At 63.5% G+C, this 16846-nt stretch carries 16 protein-coding genes; 5 read left to right on the top strand and 11 right to left on the bottom strand.

The features are described from left to right. Nucleotides 1-247: 247 nt before the first annotated feature. The 4 genes from ABEA02_RS08725 to ABEA02_RS08710 all read left to right on the top strand — a co-directional run bounded on the left by ABEA02_RS08725 (nt 248) and on the right by ABEA02_RS08710 (nt 4284). Complete coding sequence (locus ABEA02_RS08725) at nt 248-826, top strand: ANTAR domain-containing response regulator (protein ID WP_345532518.1); 579 nt, start codon at nt 248-250, stop codon at nt 824-826. Between the two features lie 406 nt (nt 827-1232). Beyond that, nucleotides 1233-2486, top strand: a complete 1254-nt coding sequence (locus tag ABEA02_RS08720) for a CmpA/NrtA family ABC transporter substrate-binding protein (protein ID WP_345532517.1) — start codon at nt 1233-1235, stop codon at nt 2484-2486. Nucleotides 2487-2555: 69 nt separating this feature from the next. Then, nucleotides 2556-3482, top strand: coding sequence for a nitrate ABC transporter permease (gene ntrB / locus ABEA02_RS08715; protein WP_345532516.1), 927 nt, complete (start codon nt 2556-2558; stop codon nt 3480-3482). A gap of 10 nt (nt 3483-3492) precedes the next feature. After that, complete coding sequence (locus tag ABEA02_RS08710) at nt 3493-4284, top strand: ABC transporter ATP-binding protein (protein WP_345532515.1); 792 nt, start codon at nt 3493-3495, stop codon at nt 4282-4284. Nucleotides 4285-4490: 206 nt separating this feature from the next. On the opposite strand, the gene ABEA02_RS08705 is transcribed toward ABEA02_RS08710, so the two are convergent. The 6 genes from ABEA02_RS08705 to ABEA02_RS08680 all read right to left on the bottom strand — a co-directional run bounded on the left by ABEA02_RS08705 (nt 4491) and on the right by ABEA02_RS08680 (nt 11902). Continuing rightward, nucleotides 4491-5276: an SDR family oxidoreductase gene (locus ABEA02_RS08705; RefSeq protein ID WP_345532514.1), complete on the bottom strand. Its 786-nt coding sequence runs from the start codon at nt 5274-5276 to the stop codon at nt 4491-4493. After that, nucleotides 5273-5926 (bottom strand): thiol:disulfide interchange protein DsbA/DsbL, encoded by a 654-nt coding sequence (locus ABEA02_RS08700; protein ID WP_345532512.1) that lies wholly within the window; start codon nt 5924-5926, stop codon nt 5273-5275. The genes ABEA02_RS08705 and ABEA02_RS08700 overlap by 4 nt, the downstream gene beginning before the upstream one ends. 45 nt (nt 5927-5971) lie before the next feature. Next, on the bottom strand, nt 5972-6544 hold the full coding sequence (locus ABEA02_RS08695) for an SPOR domain-containing protein (protein ID WP_345532511.1): 573 nt from the start codon (nt 6542-6544) through the stop codon (nt 5972-5974). Nucleotides 6545-6624: 80 nt separating this feature from the next. After that, on the bottom strand, nt 6625-7281 hold the full coding sequence (gene can / locus ABEA02_RS08690) for a carbonate dehydratase (protein WP_345532510.1): 657 nt from the start codon (nt 7279-7281) through the stop codon (nt 6625-6627). Between the two features lie 17 nt (nt 7282-7298). Further along, a complete protein-coding gene (gene pdxH, locus ABEA02_RS08685) occupies nt 7299-7895 on the bottom strand; it encodes a pyridoxamine 5'-phosphate oxidase (protein ID WP_345532509.1) in 597 nt (198 codons plus the stop codon). Nucleotides 7896-7975: 80 nt separating this feature from the next. Then, the gene (locus tag ABEA02_RS08680) at nt 7976-11902 is read right to left on the bottom strand and encodes a DUF3683 domain-containing protein (RefSeq protein WP_345532508.1); all 3927 of its coding nucleotides are present in this window, start codon (nt 11900-11902) and stop codon (nt 7976-7978) included. Between the two features lie 309 nt (nt 11903-12211). On the opposite strand from ABEA02_RS08680, the gene ABEA02_RS08675 reads away from it, so the two are divergent. Beyond that, nucleotides 12212-13126: a PhzF family phenazine biosynthesis protein gene (locus ABEA02_RS08675; RefSeq protein WP_345532507.1), complete on the top strand. Its 915-nt coding sequence runs from the start codon at nt 12212-12214 to the stop codon at nt 13124-13126. 3 nt (nt 13127-13129) lie between these two features. Here the strand turns inward: ABEA02_RS08675 and ABEA02_RS08670 are convergent, their stop codons facing one another. The 5 genes from ABEA02_RS08670 to ABEA02_RS08650 are packed head-to-tail and all read right to left on the bottom strand — an operon-like array spanning nt 13130 to nt 16834. Then, entirely contained in the window at nt 13130-13483 is a 354-nt protein-coding gene (locus tag ABEA02_RS08670; RefSeq protein ID WP_345532506.1) for a RidA family protein, read from the bottom strand. A 10-nt stretch (nt 13484-13493) separates the two neighbouring features. Then, on the bottom strand, nt 13494-15296 hold the full coding sequence (gene dsbD, locus ABEA02_RS08665) for a protein-disulfide reductase DsbD (RefSeq protein WP_345532505.1): 1803 nt from the start codon (nt 15294-15296) through the stop codon (nt 13494-13496). A gap of 25 nt (nt 15297-15321) precedes the next feature. Then, the gene (gene cutA, locus ABEA02_RS08660; RefSeq protein WP_345532504.1) at nt 15322-15663 is read right to left on the bottom strand and encodes a divalent-cation tolerance protein CutA; all 342 of its coding nucleotides are present in this window, start codon (nt 15661-15663) and stop codon (nt 15322-15324) included. Nucleotides 15664-15672: 9 nt separating this feature from the next. Continuing rightward, the gene (locus tag ABEA02_RS08655) at nt 15673-16224 is read right to left on the bottom strand and encodes a DUF2059 domain-containing protein (RefSeq protein WP_345532503.1); all 552 of its coding nucleotides are present in this window, start codon (nt 16222-16224) and stop codon (nt 15673-15675) included. A 1-nt stretch (nt 16225) separates the two neighbouring features. Beyond that, nucleotides 16226-16834 carry a glutathione S-transferase gene (locus ABEA02_RS08650; protein WP_345532502.1) on the bottom strand — a complete coding sequence of 203 codons (609 nt, stop codon included), beginning with the start codon at nt 16832-16834 and terminating at the stop codon, nt 16226-16228. Nucleotides 16835-16846: the final 12 nt, after the last annotated feature.

Raw genomic sequence — 16846 nt, 5'->3', positions numbered from 1 at the left:
AGTCACCCAGCGGATTGCGTTGAAATGCGGGGCTTGCCAGACGAGGCGCGCAACGCAGTATGGCAAGCCCCGTGCCTTGTTCCGTGCGCAATTCAGTGCCCGCGCAACCATCGGATGAATGTGGACACGCTCCGGGGCGCTGGTCGGCGCGTGAAGCAGGCACGCGTTTTGCGCGCTGACAATCGCTACAATGGCATCCGCTTCAAGGATCCGGCGCGAGCCGGGGTTGCATGGTTCGAGGATGGGCATGCTCAAGATTCTGGTTATCGACGAGGTTCAGGAACGCGCATTGGAAATATGCGAGGGCCTGACGCGCGCCGGCCACATGGTGGCTGCTGTGCTGCCCGACGCGTTCGGGCTTGTCGAGCGCATCCAGGATGTTCAGCCCGACGTCGTGCTCATCAACACTGACTCGCCCAGCCGCGACACGCTGGAACATATTGCAGCCATGAACGCGAGCTTTCCGCGCGCCGTGCTGATGTTCTCGGAGGACAGTGGCGACGATGCTATTCGCCAGGCGATGCGGGCCGGCGTGTCTTCCTATGTGGTCGATGGTCTTGAGCCCGCAAAGCTGAGCTCGCTGCTGCGCGTGGCGACAGCACACTTCGACGAGTTCATGGCCCTGCGCCGCGAGCGCGACGAAGCGCAGCGCAAGCTGTCCGAGCGCGTCATCGTGGATCGTGCCAAGGGTGTGCTCATGAAGGCGCGCGGCATGGGCGAGGACGAGGCCTACCACGCCCTGCGCAAGCTGGCGATGGAGCGCGGTCGCAAGCTTGTTGAAGTCGCCGAAGAAGTGCTCGCCAGCGCCAAGCTGCTGCTGGGCTGAGCCAGGCTCTTCCCTCCCTGCTGTTCTCGCCCTCTTCCTGTTTTCCTGTCTGTTTCTGCCCGTCCCTGCGGCCTCCGGCTGCATTTGGTGCCTGTGCGCACGCGCGCATTTCGCCCCCTCGTTTGCCCCCGGGTCAGCCTGACAACGGTGCGCGCTGCACCGCATGGGTGCGTTCCTGAGCAGCCGTCCACCGGGTGGTTTATCTGCTTGCGCATATGCAAGTCATTGAAATTACGTTATTTGCTTTGACTGGCACGCTGCCTGCTAAGAAGAGACCAAGTGCGAGCCAATGGCGGCTGCACGCGGACAAAGGCGTCCGACATGGGAGACCGTCAATCGGTCCGTCATGTCGTGACGCCTTTTTCCGTTTTGCACGTGCAAACCCGGTACCTCAATGGAGATGAACATGACGGAGAAATTTGATGATCAGGCAAGTCGGCGCGGTTTTCTCAAGCGGGGTGCGGCCATGACCGGCGCCATTGCTGCGGCGAGCACATTGCCGTCGTCAGGTGCGTGGGCTGCGGGCTCGGACGCCCCTGAGCTGACGGAAGTGAACATCGGTTTCATTCCGCTGACGGATTGTTCATCGGTGGTGATGGCTGCCGTGAAGGGCTTCGACAAGAAGTACGGCATCAAGATCAACCCCACCAAGGAAGCCTCATGGGCGGCCGTGCGCGACAAGCTGGTGAACGGCGAACTGCACGCCGCTCACGTGCTCTACGGCCTCATCTACGGAGTGCACCTCGGCATTGGTGGCCCGAAGAAGGACATGGCCAACCTGATGACCATCAACAACAATGGTCAGGCCATCTCGTTGTCGAACGCGCTGAAGGACAAGGGCGCCATCAATGGCGAGACACTCGCCAAGCTAGTTGCCAAGAAAGAGAAGGAATACACCTTTGCGCAGACCTTCCCGACCGGTACCCACGCCATGTGGCTGTACTACTGGTTGGCGGCCAACGGCATCGACCCGATGAAGGACGTGAAGACCATCGTTGTGCCTCCGCCGCAAATGGTGGCCAACATGCGCGTCGGCAACATGGATGGTTTCTGCGTGGGCGAACCCTGGGGCATGCGCGCCATTGTCGACAAGATCGGCTTCACCGCTATCACGACACAGGATATCTGGCAGGACCACCCCGAGAAGATTCTTGGTACCACGGCTGAATTCGTGAAGAAGTATCCGAAGACTGCTCGTGCCATGGTCTGCGCGATCCTCGAAGCCTCGATGTGGATCGATGCCAGCGCCAAGAACCGCAGCGAGACAGCTGACGTGGTGTCGGCCAAGTCCTACGTCAATACCGATTCCGACGTCATTCGCGGTCGCATGGTGGGTCAGTATGAAGATGGTCTGGGCAAGAGCTGGTCAGAGAAGAACTACATGAAGTTCTACAACGACGGGCAAGTGAACTTCCCCTGGCTGTCCGATGGCATGTGGTTCCTGACCCAGCACAAGCGCTGGGGTCTGCTGAAGGAAGACGTCGATTATCTGGCTGTTGCCAAGCAGATCAACCAGACGGCGCTCTACAAGGAGGCTGCCGCCATCGTCAAGGCTCCGATTCCCAAGTCCGATATGCGCACGTCCAAGCTCGTCGACGGCGTGGTGTGGGACGGCAAGGACCCGAAGAAGTACGCCGCAAGCTTCAAGATCAAGGCCTGATGGCGATGACACCGGTGCGCCACAAGCGCACCGGTGTCGGTTTCCCGATCTCCCACAGGAGTAACCAGAATGAGTAGCGCCACGATGAGCATCTCGCAAACCCCGACCTTTTCCTCGACCGCACCCGCCAACGCTGCGACGCCCGTGCAGGCTGTTGCCGCAGCACCCGTCGCCCCTGCCGCACCGGCGGCTCCCGTCGCCAAGCGTAGCGAACTGCGTGAGCGGCTGAAGAATATCGCCCGCATCGTGCTGCCGCCCCTCATCGGGCTGGCACTGCTGATCGCCATCTGGGAGGTCGTTGCGATCAAGACCCAGGGCATCCCGACGCCGGCCAAGACCTGGAGTGCTGCCGTGGTGCTGTTCTCCGATCCGTTCTACAGCAACGGTCCGAATGACCAGGGTATCGGCTGGAACATCCTCTCCTCGCTCAAGCGCGTCGGCATCGGCTTCGGCTTTGCGGCGCTGGTGGGTATCCCGGTCGGCTTCATGCTGGGGCGCTTCAAGTTCATGGGCAGCATGCTGGACCCGATCATCTCGCTGCTCCGCCCGGTGTCGCCGCTGGCCTGGCTGCCAATCGGCCTGCTGGTATTCAAGAAGGCCGACCCGGCCGCAACGTGGACGATCTTCATCTGCTCGATCTGGCCGATGATCCTCAACACGGCGCAGGGCGTGCAGCGTATTCCGAGCGACTATATGAACGTGGCCCGCGTGCTGAACCTGTCGGAGTTCAAGATTCTCACCAAGATCCTGTTCCCGGCTGTGTTGCCCTACATGCTGACCGGTATCCGCCTGTCCATCGGCACAGCCTGGCTGGTGATCGTGGCGGCCGAAATGCTGACCGGTGGCGTGGGTATCGGCTTCTGGGTGTGGGACGAGTGGAACAACCTGAAGGTGGAACACATCGTCATTGCGATCTTCGTGATCGGTATCGTCGGCCTGCTGCTGGAGCTGACCTTGCTGCAGATCGCCAAGCGCTTCTCCTACGCCAGCAACTGAGGACTGAATCATGAAACCACTGGTACAAGTTCAAGACGTCGGCATGCGCTTCGAGACCAAGAATGGCACGTTCGTGGCATTGCGCGACATCAACCTCAACATCAGCGAAGGCGAGGTGATCACGCTGATCGGCCACTCGGGCTGCGGCAAGTCGACGCTGCTGAACCTGATTGCCGGCCTGACCCTGCCCAGCTCGGGCGTGCTGATCTGCAATGGTCGCGAAATCGCGGGCCCTGGCCCCGAGCGTGGCGTGGTGTTCCAGAACCACTCGCTGCTGCCCTGGTTGAGCTGTTTCGAGAACGTGATGCTCGGCGTAGAGCGCGTGTTCGGCGCCCAGGAGGGCAAGGCCAAGCTCAAGGAGCGCACGCGCGCCGCACTGGAGATGGTCCACATGGATCACGCCATGCACAAGATGCCCCACGAGATTTCGGGCGGCATGAAGCAACGCGTCGGGATTGCGCGGGCGTTTGCCATCGAACCCAAGATCCTGCTTATGGATGAGCCCTTCGGTGCGCTGGATGCGCTGACGCGTGCCAGCCTGCAGGACGAGCTGATCGGCGTGATGCAGAAGACCGGTGCCACCGTGGTGATGGTGACGCACGATGTGGATGAAGCGGTGCTGCTGTCTGATCGTGTGGTCATGATGACCAACGGCCCGGCGGCAACGATCGGCGAAATCCTCGAAGTGAAGCTGGAGAAGCCGCGCAGCCGTCTGGAGCTGGCGCACGACCCACGCTTTGCCGACTACCGTGCGGCGATCCTTGAGTTCCTCTATCAAAAGCAGATGAAGCACGCTGCTTGAGGCGGTCATGATCCTACTGCGAGGCCGTGATCGGGGCTCATGCGCTGCTCGGAATCCTCATGTATCTCGATACACTCCGGTTCCTCTGCTGCTCTTCACCCCGCTGACGGCCTCTCGCTACGGATCCTGACCACCTCAAAAAATAAACAAAAAGCCGACCTGCGGGTCGGCTTTTTGTTGTGCGTGCTGTGGCGCGTGAGGCGCTATTAGCCGATGAGATTGCGCGGCTTGCGGCCAGCCTTGGAGAACAGGTAGTCGAAGATCGCGTTGGGCAGGACGTTCAGCACACGTGCGACAAGACCCATCTGCCAGGGAATGGTGGCCTGTGAGGCGTTGGCCGCGATGGCGCGTGCAAAGCGCTTCGCAGCTTCCTCTGCCGGCAGGATGAAGGGCATGGGGTAGCTGTTGACGTCGGTCATCGGCGTGCGGATATAACCGGGGCGGATGTCGATGACGGAGACGCCGCTGCCGCGCATCTCGACGCGCAGGCTTTCGAGGTAGCGGCTGACGGCGGCCTTGGAGGCGCTATAGGCTCCGGCACCCGGAATGCCGCGCACGCCGGCGACGGACGAGATGCCGACCAGCCGGCCGTGGCCGCGTGCGCGCATGGCACCTGCAAAAGGCTGGAAGGTTGCGACCACGCCCAGCACATTGGTGCGCAACACGGCTTCAAAGGGGCTGTAGTCCTGCACCTCTTCGGTGAGCGTGCCGACAGAGATGCCGGCATTGGCGATCACGATGTCGGGCAGGCCGAAGCGCTCGAGGTATTGCCTGGCCGCAGCAGCGACGCTGCTGCTGTCAGCGACGTCGGCGGAGAGGGCGATGTGCTGGGCTGCGCCGCCCGGCAGGCTGTCGATCAGCGCGCTCAGCTTGTCGGCGCGGCGCGCCACGAGGCCGAGTTGTGCGCCTTGCCCGGCGTAGTGACGGGCAAGGGCCTCACCGATACCGCTCGATGCGCCGGTCAGGAAGACGCGCAGCGGCGGCTGGCTCACTTCTTGGACTTGCTGGCGCGCACCATGTTGATGAGCTCGGTGGCGGTGGCGAGGTTCTTGGTGTGGGTCTGGTCTTCAGGCATCTTTTCGTCCTTGTTGCGGACGAAGTACTGACCGTCGACGTAAAGCGCGGGCACGCTCTGGATCTTGTATTTCTCGGCCATCTGCGTGGCGCGGCGCATCTGTGCGTCGATGCCGAATGAGCGCCAGGTGTCGTTGAACTTCTTGACGTCGACGCCTTGCTTGGCGAGCCATTCGTTGCGCTTGGCTTCGTCATCCATACGCACATAGTTCTTGTGGATGGCGTCGAAAACGGCGCCGCTCAGCTTGTCGCTGAGGCCCATGGCTTCGAGCGTGTAGTGCATGCGGGCGAGGGGCTGCCATTCCTTGCGGAAGATGACGGGGACGCGTACCAGCACAACGTCCTTGGCTTGTTCGGCACGCCATTTTTCGAGCTTGGGTTCGAGGTTGGCACAGTGCGGGCAGCCGAAGGAGAAGAACTCGACGACTTCGATCTGGCCGTTGGTGCCGCCGGGTTGGGCAGGCGACAGCAGCTCGTAATCCTTGCCAACGGTGGCGGCCTGGCTGATGCCGGCGAGGCCCAGCAGTGTTGCGGCAAAGGCGGCCTTCATGAGGGTGCGGCGGAACATGGTTTCTCCTTGGATATTTGTCAGCAACTACTGTGCAGCAACGATTTACTTGCGCGGCTTGACGCGCACGGGCATCGATTCGATGCCCTCCTGCGCCAGCCGGGCGCGGGCGGCTTCCATATCGGCGTCACTGGCGAACGGGCCGACCCGCACGCGTTGCAGGACGCCCTTGTCGGCCGTATCCACTTTCTGCACGCCGGCTTCCAGCCCCATCAGCGCCAGTCTGGCCTTGAGGTTGTCAGCGTCGGCAGGGTCCTGGAAGGCACCCGCCTGCAGATAGATCTTGTCGGCGGCGACAGGTTCCGTAGCCGGCGTCGAAGCTGCGGGCGGCACGGATGCGGCATCACCGCCTGGCAGAATCTTGTAGAAGTCGTAGCTGGGCTTGTCGACCGGCTTGTCGCCGGGTTTGCCCGGTAGCGAGCGGGGCTCGCTGCTGGCGACAGGCGCGCTTTGCGTGGTGTTCGGCGTCGGCTGCGTGAAGGGCTTGTTGCCGAAGTTGATATAGAGCGCGATGCCCGCAGCGATCAGGACGCCGATCAGCAGGCCGATCAGGATGCCTGCGACCGTGTTGCCGGCTTGCAGGCGGGGGGGAATGCTTGTCCGGGGACGGCGATTCATTGTGTCGTTCCTGAATGGGAGCGAGCCGGAGTATAACCGCGCGGCCAGCATGGGCGCTGGCCGGTGGTCTGCGGGCCGGATCAGACGCGCTTGCAGATTTCCTGCACCGCCGCGGTGTAGCTGTCCAGCAGCTCGCTCTCCTTCTCGACGCTGACGCCCAGGTCACGCAGGATGCCGTCCGCGACACCATAGATCCAGCCGTGCACCGAGACGTCCTGGCCGCGCTCCCAGGCGTCGCGCATGACCGTGGTTTCGCAGACGTTGAGCACCTGTTCGACCACATTCAGCTCGCACAGGCGATCCAGCTTGGAGACGGGGGCGGCATGTGCTTCGAGCTGTGTGCGGAACTTGTCGCGTACGTCCTGCACGTGGCGGATCCAGTTGTCGGCGAGGCCCACGCGCAGGTTGTTGAGGGCGGCCTTGACGCCGCCACAGCCGTAGTGGCCGACAACGAGGATGTGCTTGACCTTGAGGACGTCGACAGCAAACTGCATGGCTGACAGGCAATTGAGATCGGTGTGCACGACGACGTTGGCGACATTCCGGTGCACGAATACTTCGCCGGGCGCGAGACCGGTGATTTCATTGGCGGGTACGCGGCTATCGGCGCAGCCAATCCACAGGTATTCCGGCGTTTGCTGTGTGCGCAGGCGGTCGAAGAAGTCGGGGTCGCTTTGCAGCATGGAAGCGGCCCAGGCACGGTTCTGTCGCAGCAGGTCTTGCGGGTGGTAGCTCATGGGGTCCTCGGGAATACTCAGGGAAACAGGGGCGAGCCTTGCCAGTCGTGGCCGGTGAGGCGTACGTAGCGGCTGCGGTCGTGCAGGCGGAAGGCGCCGGCTTGCCAGAATTCGATCACGCTCGGAACGATGCGAAAACCGGACCAGAATTCAGGGCGCGGAATGTCGCCAAGGCCGAACTTGAGCGCGTACTCGGCGACGCGCTTTTCCAGCGCGAAGCGGCCTTCCAGCGGTTGCGACTGCTTCGAGGCCCAGGCACCGATGCGTGAATCGCGTGCTCGGCTGGCGAAGTAGGCGTCGGCCTCCGCTGCGCTGACCGGTTCGACTTTGCCTTGCACGCGGACCTGGCGTTGCAGGCTCTTCCAGTGGAAGCACACGGCAGCTTGCGGATTGGCTTTGAGCTCCTGCCCCTTCTGGCTGCCCAGGTTGGTGTAGAAGACAAAGCCGGCGTCATCGGCATGCTTGAGCAGCACCATGCGCACGGAAGGCATGCCATCTGTGCCGACGGTCGCGAGCGACATGGCGTTCGGGTCGTTGGGTTCGGTCTTGCCGGCTTCGGCGAGCCAGAGCTCGAAGCGGGCGATCAGTTCGGACGTGGTGGCGTGTTCGGACATCGTTCGATGCTCAGGAAAGGTTGTTGCAGAGGCAGGAATACGCGAGGCATGGCGCTGGGCCATGCCTCGGTGAGGAGTGCTTACAGCAGGACGCGTTCGATGCCGCCGTTATTGGCGCGCTCGACGTACTCGGGCATCCAGTTTTCGCCGAGCAGGCGCTTGGCCATCTCGATGACGATGTAGTCGGCGTCGATGCCGCCTTCCACGTCGTCCTCATAACGCTGCAGACCCTGCAGGCAGGCCGGGCATGAGGTGAGCATCTTCACCTTGCCGGTGAAGCCGTCTTCGCGCAGCTTGTCGGCGCCTTTGAGGATCTCTTCTTCCTTGCGGTAACGCACTTGGGTCGAGATGTCGGGGCGGGCGACGGCCAGCGTGCCGGCTTCGCCGCAGCAGCGGTCGGACTTGATGACCTTGGTCGCGTCGTCGGTGGTGATCAGCGCGTTGACGGTCTTCATCGGGTCCTGCAGTTTCATCGGTGTGTGGCAGGGGTCGTGGTACATGTAGCGCGTACCGGTGACGCCTTCGAGCTTGACGCCCTTTTCGAGCAGGTACTCGTGGATGTCGATGAGGCGGCAGCCCGGGAAGATCTTCTCGAACTGGTACATCGTGAGCTGGTCGTAGCAGGTGCCGCAGCTCACCACGACAGTCTTGATGTCGAGGTAGTTGAGCGTGTTGGCCACGCGGTGGAACAGCACGCGGTTGTCGGTGGTGATCTTCTCGGCCTTGTCGTACTGGCCGCCGCCGCGCTGCGGGTAGCCACAGCAGAGGTAACCCGGGGGCAGTACGGTCTGCACTCCGACGTGATAGAGCATGGCTTGCGTGGCGAGACCGACCTGCGAGAACAGGCGCTCCGATCCGCAACCCGGGAAGTAGAAGACGGCCTCCGTATCGGCCCTGGTCTTCTGCGGGTCACGGATCACCGGCACGACTTCCGGGTCCTCGATGTCGAGCAGGGCGCGCGCCGTCTTGTTGGGCAGCTTGCCCGGCATCTTCTTGTTGATGAAGTGGATCACCTGCGCCTTCATCGCCGGCTTGCCGAGCGAGGCCGGTGGCGCGTCAGCCTGCTTGCGGCCAAGCTTGCCGAGCACGCGGTTGCCGAGGCGCTGTGCCTTGTAGGCCCACTCGATCGACACCTTGCGCAGGATCTTGATGCGCTCGGGCGAGGTCGTGTTGAGGAAGGCCATGGCCAGGGTCTTGGCCGGGTTGAAGCTCTGCTTGCCCATCTTGCGCAAGAGGTTCCTCATGTTCATCGACACGTCGCCGAAGTCGATGTCCACGGGGCAGGGGTTGTAGCACTTGTGGCAGATCGTGCAGTGATCGGCGACGTCTTCGAACTCTTCCCAGTGCTTGATCGACACGCCACGACGCGTCTGCTCCTCATAGAGGAAGGCTTCGATCAGCAGCGAGGTGGCGAGGATCTTGTTACGCGGCGAGTAGAGCAGGTTGGCGCGGGGCACGTGGGTCGAGCACACGGGCTTACACTTGCCGCAGCGCAGGCAGTCCTTGACCGAATCGGAGATGGCGCCGATATCGCTCTGCTGCATGATGATGGACTCATGCCCCATCAGGCCGAAGCTCGGCGTGTAGGCGTGCGTGAGATCACCGCCAGGCATCAGCTTGCCCTTGTTGAAGCGCCCCTCCGGGTCGACCTTGTTCTTGTAGGCACGGAAAGGTGCAACTTCCTCGTCGGAGAGGAATTCCAGCTTGGTGATGCCGATGCCGTGTTCGCCCGAGATCACGCCGCCCAGTGAGCGTGCCAGCGCCATGATGCGCACGACCGCCGCGTTGGCCTCCTGCAGCATCTCGTAGTGATCGGAGTTCACCGGCAGGTTGGTGTGCACATTGCCGTCGCCGGCATGCATGTGCAGGGCGACGAAAACGCGGCCGCGCAGCACTTCCTTCTGGATCGCGTCGAGCTTTTCGATCAGCGGACGGTACAGGTTGCCTTCGAAGATCTCTTCGATGGCTTCCTTCAGCTCAACCTTCCAGGAGATGCGGACCGAGTAGTCCTGCACACGGTGGAACAATATCGGATCCGCAGCGCGATTGGTCAGCTCGCCGGCCTCGATACCCAGTTCGGCAAAGCGTTGTTCGGCCGATGCCAGGGGGGTGTCGAGATTGTCGAGAATCCACTGCCAGCGGCTGCGTACCAACGAGACCGCCTCCAGCGCGCGCGCCCGGCGGTCGCCGATCAGCACTTCTTTTTCTATGTTGGAGTCGTCGACGCGCAACGGCAGCTCGCCGTCGAGGAAGTGGGCGATGGCGTCGGCGAGCTTGAGCTTGTTCTTGATCGACAGCTCGATGTTGATGCGCTCGATGCCGTCGCAGTAATCGCCCATGCGCGGCAGCGGGATCACGACGTCCTCGTTGATCTTGAAGGCGTTGGTGTGCTTGGCGATGGCGGCGGTGCGACCGCGGTCGAGCCAGAACTTCTTGCTCATCTCGGGCGAGGCGGCAATGAAGCCTTCAGCGCCCCGTGCGTTGCAGATGCGAACGACTTCGGACGTGGCCTTGGCGACGGCGCTCTCGTCGTCACCGACGATGTCTCCGATCAGCACCATCTTCGGGCGGCCGTGGCGCTTGGCCTTGGTCGCATAGCCGACGGCCTTCACATAGCGCTCATCAAGGTGTTCGAGGCCGGCCAGCAGCACGCGCTTGTCCCCGGTCTTGGGCAGGCTGTCGATGTAGTCCTTGATCTCGACAATGGCGGGCACGGCCTCTCGCACCTGACCGTAGAACTCCAGGCAGACGGTGCGTGAGTGCGGGGGCATCTTGTGCAAGATCCACACGGCGGACGTGATGATGCCGTCGCAGCCTTCTTTCTGGATGCCCGGTACGCCGCCGAGGAATTTGTCCGTGACGTCCTTGCCCAGACCGACCTTGCGGAACTGCGGCCCCGACATGGTGATGGTCTCTTCGCTCAGCAGCTTCTTGCCCGATGGGTCAAAGCGCTTGAGCAGGAACTCGACCTTTTCCTGATCGTGGATCTTGCCGAGGTTGTGGTTGAGGCGCACGACTTCGAGCCAGTTGCCGTCGGGCGTCACCATCTTCCACGAGGCGAGATTGTCGAGTGCGGTACCCCACAGCACAGCCTTCTTGCCACCAGCATTCATCGCGACGTTGCCGCCGATGCACGAGGCGTCAGCCGAGGTCGGATCGCAGGCGAAGACGAGGCCAGCCCCTTCGGCCGCTTCCATGACGCGACGCGTAACCAGGCCTGCGCCGGTGAAGACGGTGGCATACGGTTCGGTCAGGCCGGGCAGGGTCTTGTACTCGACCTTGCCGAGATCAATGAGCTTCTCGGTGTTGATGACGGCCGAGTAGGGCGACAGCGGTACGGCGCCGCCGGTGTAGCCCGTGCCACCGCCGCGCGGAATGATGGTCAGGCCCAGCTCGATGCAGTCGCGTACGAGGTGGCCGATCTCTTCCTCCGTGTCCGGGTAGAGCACCACGAAGGGGTACTCGACGCGCCAGTCGGTGGCATCGGTGACGTGGGAGACGCGCGCGTAGCCGTCGAAGCAGATGTTGTCCTTGCGCGTGTGGCGGGCCAGCAGCTTCTGGGCGCGCTTGCGCAGGTCGTACGTCTTTTCGAAGTGCGCCGAAAAGGTGTCAATAGCCTTATTGGCAGCATTGACCAGTTGCGCTACCTTTGCAGCACGATCCGGGTCGGTGGCTTCGGACTCCTTGCGGCGGCGTTCGACTTCGTCGAGACGGTGGCGCAGGGCGCCGATGAGGGCACCGCGGCGGTTGCGGTTGTCCACCAGGTCGTCTTCGAGATAGGGGTTGCGCTGCACGACCCAGATATCGCCCAGGACTTCGTAGAGCATGCGTGCCGAGCGACCGGTCACGCGCTCTGCGCGCAGGGATTCCAGCACCTCCCACATCGCCGGGCCGAGCAGGCGAATGACGATTTCGCGGTCGGAGAACGAGGTGTAGTTGTACGGAATTTCGCGCAGCCGGGCCTTGTCGGAAGGCTGTGCGGTATTGAATTCTGGGGAGGCTTGCATTCGGGGCCGTATGGCGGATGGCTCGTATCGAGCGGAGCTGTCTATTTTAAGCTGCCACTGATGCAAGTGCAGCATTTGCCAGCACATCTGTGAAAACATGTGCTGCGCGGTAAAACCTTGCTGGAATTGGGGTAATGTCTGAACGGCAAGGTCCTGAGCCCCGTAGAGGGTGCTGGATGCGCATGCGAAGTCTTCGCGAAGAGCAGCCGGGGAGTGGCTGCTGTGGCCGGGTGCCGCATATGTGGGAATGAAAGAACCGCGTCAGGTGTTCAGCAGCTGGGCGGATCGAAAAGCAGGCAATCGGGCGACATGAAAGCAGAGAAAAAAGCGGTCAGATATTTCATCGCGGATGTCTTTACGCGGGAGACCTTCAGCGGCAACCCGCTGGCTGTCATCCCCGATGGCGACTGTCTGACCGACCAGGAGATGCAGCGCATCGCCTGTGAATTCAACCTTTCCGAGACGGCTTTCGTCTGCGCTCCGGGCGAGGGCGCGCAGTGCGGGGTGCGGATTTTTGCGCCGGCGGTCGAGTTGCCGTTTGCGGGCCACCCCACCATCGGCACAGCGCACGTGCTGGCTTCGCGCAAGCTCATTCCGCTGCAGGATGGCGTAAACGAAATCGTTTTCTCGGAAAAGATCGGCGATGTGCCGATCCGCATCGAAATGCGCAACGGTGAGCCGGCTTTCTGCCAGTTCACCACCGCGATCCTGCCGGAGTTCGGCCCCTCGCTGTCGTCCGAGATCCTTGCCGGCATCGTTGGCCTGATGCCGGAAGACGTCAGTGAAGGTCATTTCGGCCCGGATGCCGTGAGCTGCGGCGTACCGTTCCATTTCGTGCCGCTGGAGCGGCTGGCTAGCCTGTCGCAGCTGCAGCTGGACATGAGCTCGTATCAAATGTGGGCAGCCAGGAGCTGGGCGCGCTCGCTGTGCGTCTTCGTGCGCGACCCTCACGAGCCACGCCGCATCCATGTGCGCGTCTTCTCGCCCTCGTTCGGCTTCATCGAAGACCCGGCCACGGGCGCGGCTGCTGCAGCGCTGGCGGGGTACCTCGCAGCGCGCGAACCGGCGGCGGACGGGGCTTTCCGCTGGGAGGTATGGCAGGGTTACGACATGGGCCGGCCCAGCCAGATCTACATCGAAGCGGACAAGGCCGGCGGCCACATCACGGCCATCCGCGTAGGCGGAACAGCCGTCGTCATTGGCGAAGGCACGCTCTTCGTCTGAGCTTCAGTCCAGCCCGTAAGCGGCGGTGACGGCGATTTCCACCCGCCAGCCAGGCTGAGCCAGACCCGCGACCTGCACACAGGCGCGTGCGGGGGCGGTGCCCGGCGCCAGCCAGGCCTCCCATACCTCGTTCATGCCGGCGTAGTCGGCCATGTCGACGAGGTAGATAGTGGCCATCAGCAGCCGGTCGCGGCGCGTGCCCGCCAGCGCCAGCGTGCTCTCCAGCGCATCGAGCATGCTCTTCGTCTGGCTGCGGATGTCGCCTTCGGTCGTCGCCGGTACTTCGACGAGATAGAGTACGCCGTTGAACAGCGTGGCGTCGGAGTAACGCGGGCCGGGGTTGTAGCGTTCGATCATGGTCAGGGTCTCAGCGTTCGAGCTGGCGATCCAGCACCGACAGCAATGCCTTTGCGTCGCGGAAGCCGACAACGCGCGTATTGAGCTGCCCGTTGCGGAAGAACAGCATGGCCGGCGGCGCATGCAGCTGGAAGGCCTTGAGCAGCGCGCGGTTTTCTTCGTTGTTCTGCGTGACGTCAGCACGCAGCAGGGTGAAGCCGCTGAGCCGATGCGCGACCGCCGGGTCGCGGAAGGTGTAGTGCTCCAGTTCGCGACACGACACGCACCAGTCGGCATAGACATCGAGCATCACTGGGCCGGGCGCTGCGGCGAGGCGGGCCTGCAGCTCGTCCAGTGTTTGCACGGTCGCGAAGCTGGGGCCGACTTGTTCGGCCTGCAGGCGCGATTGCCAGACCGCGAACACCACGGTGCTGGCGGCAGCCAGCCCGAAAAGCGCGCTGGCGATCCGCAGGCGGCGTCGAGCAGCCAGGGCCGCCGTGTGGCTGCGCCGCAAGAGCAGTATGGCCGGCAAGGCCAGCAGCGCGGCAACGCAGAGCCAAAGCAGTCTGGGCGGCAGCACGGGGTAGAGGAGCCACAGCGCGGTAGCCAGCAACAGCCAGCCGAAGAAGCCCTTGACCAGATCCATCCACGGACCGGGCTTGGGCAGCCAATGGCGCGCCATGACGCCGACCACAATCAGCGGCACGCCCATGCCGAGCGCCATGGCGAACAGGGCCACGCCGCCGACGGTGGCATTGCCGGTCTGCGCAATGGACAGCAGGGCGGCGGCCAGCGGGGCGGTCATGCAGGGGCCGACGATGAGGGCCGACACAGCTCCCATCAGGGTGACGCCGGGCAGCGAGCCTTGCTGGCGATTGGCGACGCTGGCCAACCGGCTTTGCAGCGCGGCAGGCATCTGCAGTTCGAACAAACCGAACATGGGCAGAGCCAGCAGCACGAAGACCAGCGCGAAAGCGCCGAGCACCCAGATGTTCTGCAGCCACAGCGCCAGCGAGGCGCCGCTGAGCCCAGCCAGCACGCCAGCCAGTGCATAGGTGATGGCCATGCCCAGCACGTAGGCTGTGCTGAGCTTAAGGGCGCGCAGGCGGTCGATGTTGTCGGCCTTGCCGACGATGATGCTCGACAGGATGGGCACCATTGGCAGCACGCAGGGCGTGAAAGCCAGCAGCAGGCCGAGGCCGAAGAAGGCCAGTACGATGGGCAGCAGTGAGCCGGCACTCAGCAGGCGGCCGAGGCGGCCGCTTTCTTCGTCATCCACGATTACGGCGGGCGGCGTCTGCAGGCTGGCGCCAGGTGTGTCCATCATGCCTGTCGCCGGTCGCTCAAGCCCCGGCATCAGGCCGCCGGTACTGGTCGGCGCCTTGCTGAACAGCGCCAGCTCAACGGCGATGTCGGTGGGGGGGTAGCAGACGCCCAGTGCTTCCGAACAGCCTTGCACCGTGGCCACAAGACGCGGCGATTTGCCGTCGATGCGCACTGGCACGTTCACGTCGAACTGTTCGCGGAAGATGGTCTGGCGGCCGAAGAAGCGGTCTTCGTGCGCCTCGCCTTGCGGGTAGCGGGGCGCGCCTGTCAGCTGCAGGCCATCTTCGCCACGGAACTGGAACTTGTTGAGGTACAGGTAGTAACCCGGCGCCACCGTGAAGCGCAGGCTGGCCGTCTCATCGGCCTGCAGCGTCGCCTGCATGCGGAAGGCCTGATCGGGCGGCAGGGGCTCCTCTACCGCGTGAGCGACGGGGAGGGCGAAACCGAGGATGCAGGCAAGCAGGGAGACGAATGCGACGCGGGCGCGTCGTAACGGCGGACAGTACATGGCGGGCAGGATGGGTCGGGGTCGTTCAGTGACCCGCTTCGTGGTGAGAAGTTTCCGCCAGCACCCAGCTCATGTAGTCCGGCAGGCCATGCGACACGGGCAGGGCAATGATCTCCGGTACTTCGTAGGGGTGCAGTGCGCAGATGGCGGCTTCCAGTGCGCCGTAGCGCGCAGTGGTGGTCTTGATCAGCAATGGGACTTCGCTGCTGTCTTCGACCTCTCCCTGCCAGCGATACACCGACTGGCAGGGGGCTAGGATGTTGACGCAGGCGGCGAGCCGGCGCTCGACCAGCGCACTGGCGATCTTGCGCGCGGTGTCGGCGTCAGGCGTGTTGCAGACGACCAGCAGGACGGAGTTGGGCTGCATTGCCAGCGCTCAGGGCACCTGGCGCGGCGCACCCACGGCAGGCGGCGGCATGGCGGCGTTGACTTCGGGATAGGGCAGCTTGGCGGCCGCCAGCGAGGCGCGGAAGTTCTTCTGCAGTTCGTCCATCAGGCCGCGTCCCCATTCCTGACCAAGCGCCAGGCTCTCCTGCGCGATCTGCGGCGTGACGGCCGAGACGCGCTTGCCGAGCGGGGAGGTGTAGAAGGCCAGCAGCTCGCGCACTTCGGCGGCCGAGAAATGCTTGTGATAGACCTCGACCATGCGGTCGACCAGCTCGCCTTTGGCGAGCGAGCGGGTGACAAAGAGCTTGTCGACTTCCTTGTCGAGAATTTCGAAAGTACGCGGCGTGCAGTTGGTGCAGTTGCGCATCGACTGGCGCAGGGCCTGTTGTGCGAGGCGACCCATCTGCTGGCCGATGCGGGCAGAGCCGGAGGCTTCCATCATCTTGCGGATGTCGGCGCGTTTTTCGGCGGTCAGTTCGTCAGCGTGGGCCGGCAGTTGCAGGCACAGCAGGGCGACGAGACCCAGGAGCAGATATCTCATCTCAGGCTTTCGGGATGGTCTGTGAAAAGCTGTCGCGTGCCGACAGGCGTGTGGTCAGTGCGACGAGGGCGGGGTGCTTGCTGCGCCAGTCGAACGTCGGGAGGCGGAAGTCCAGCCACAGCAGCATGCAGCCCGTGGCGACGTCTGCGGCAGTCAGGGAATTGCCGAAAAGGAATTCGCGGCCCGTGGCCTGGCGCTCCAGCGCAGTGAGGCCGCGTTCTATCTTGCCCTGTTGGCGCGCGATCCAGTCCGGCACCTGCTTGTCTGCGGGGCGGCGGCCTTCGAGGACGATGGCTACGCCGGCATCGCAGACGCCGTCGGCCAGCGTCGCGAGCTGGCGCACGACCAGCGCATCGCGCTTGTCTGCCGGAAAGAGCGGCACAGCGCCGCCCTGCAGTTCGAGGTATTCGAGCAGGATGTTGGAGTCGAACAGCACGTCACCGGCGTCGGTCACCAGCGCGGGCACCTTGCCCAGCGGGTTGAAGTCGGGCACGTGCGTGCTGAGCTCCCATGGCGGATCGTTGATGAACTCCGCTTCCAGTCCCTTCTCGATGAGCGCGATGCGCACCTTGCGCACATAGGGGCTGGTGTAGGAACCGATGAGCTTCATGGTAGCCGTCCT

It is taken from the genome of Viridibacterium curvum (assembly GCF_039544165.1).
GTDB lineage: Bacteria > Pseudomonadota > Gammaproteobacteria > Burkholderiales > Rhodocyclaceae > Viridibacterium > Viridibacterium curvum.
This window is presented reverse-complemented; position numbering and strand designations above follow the sequence as displayed.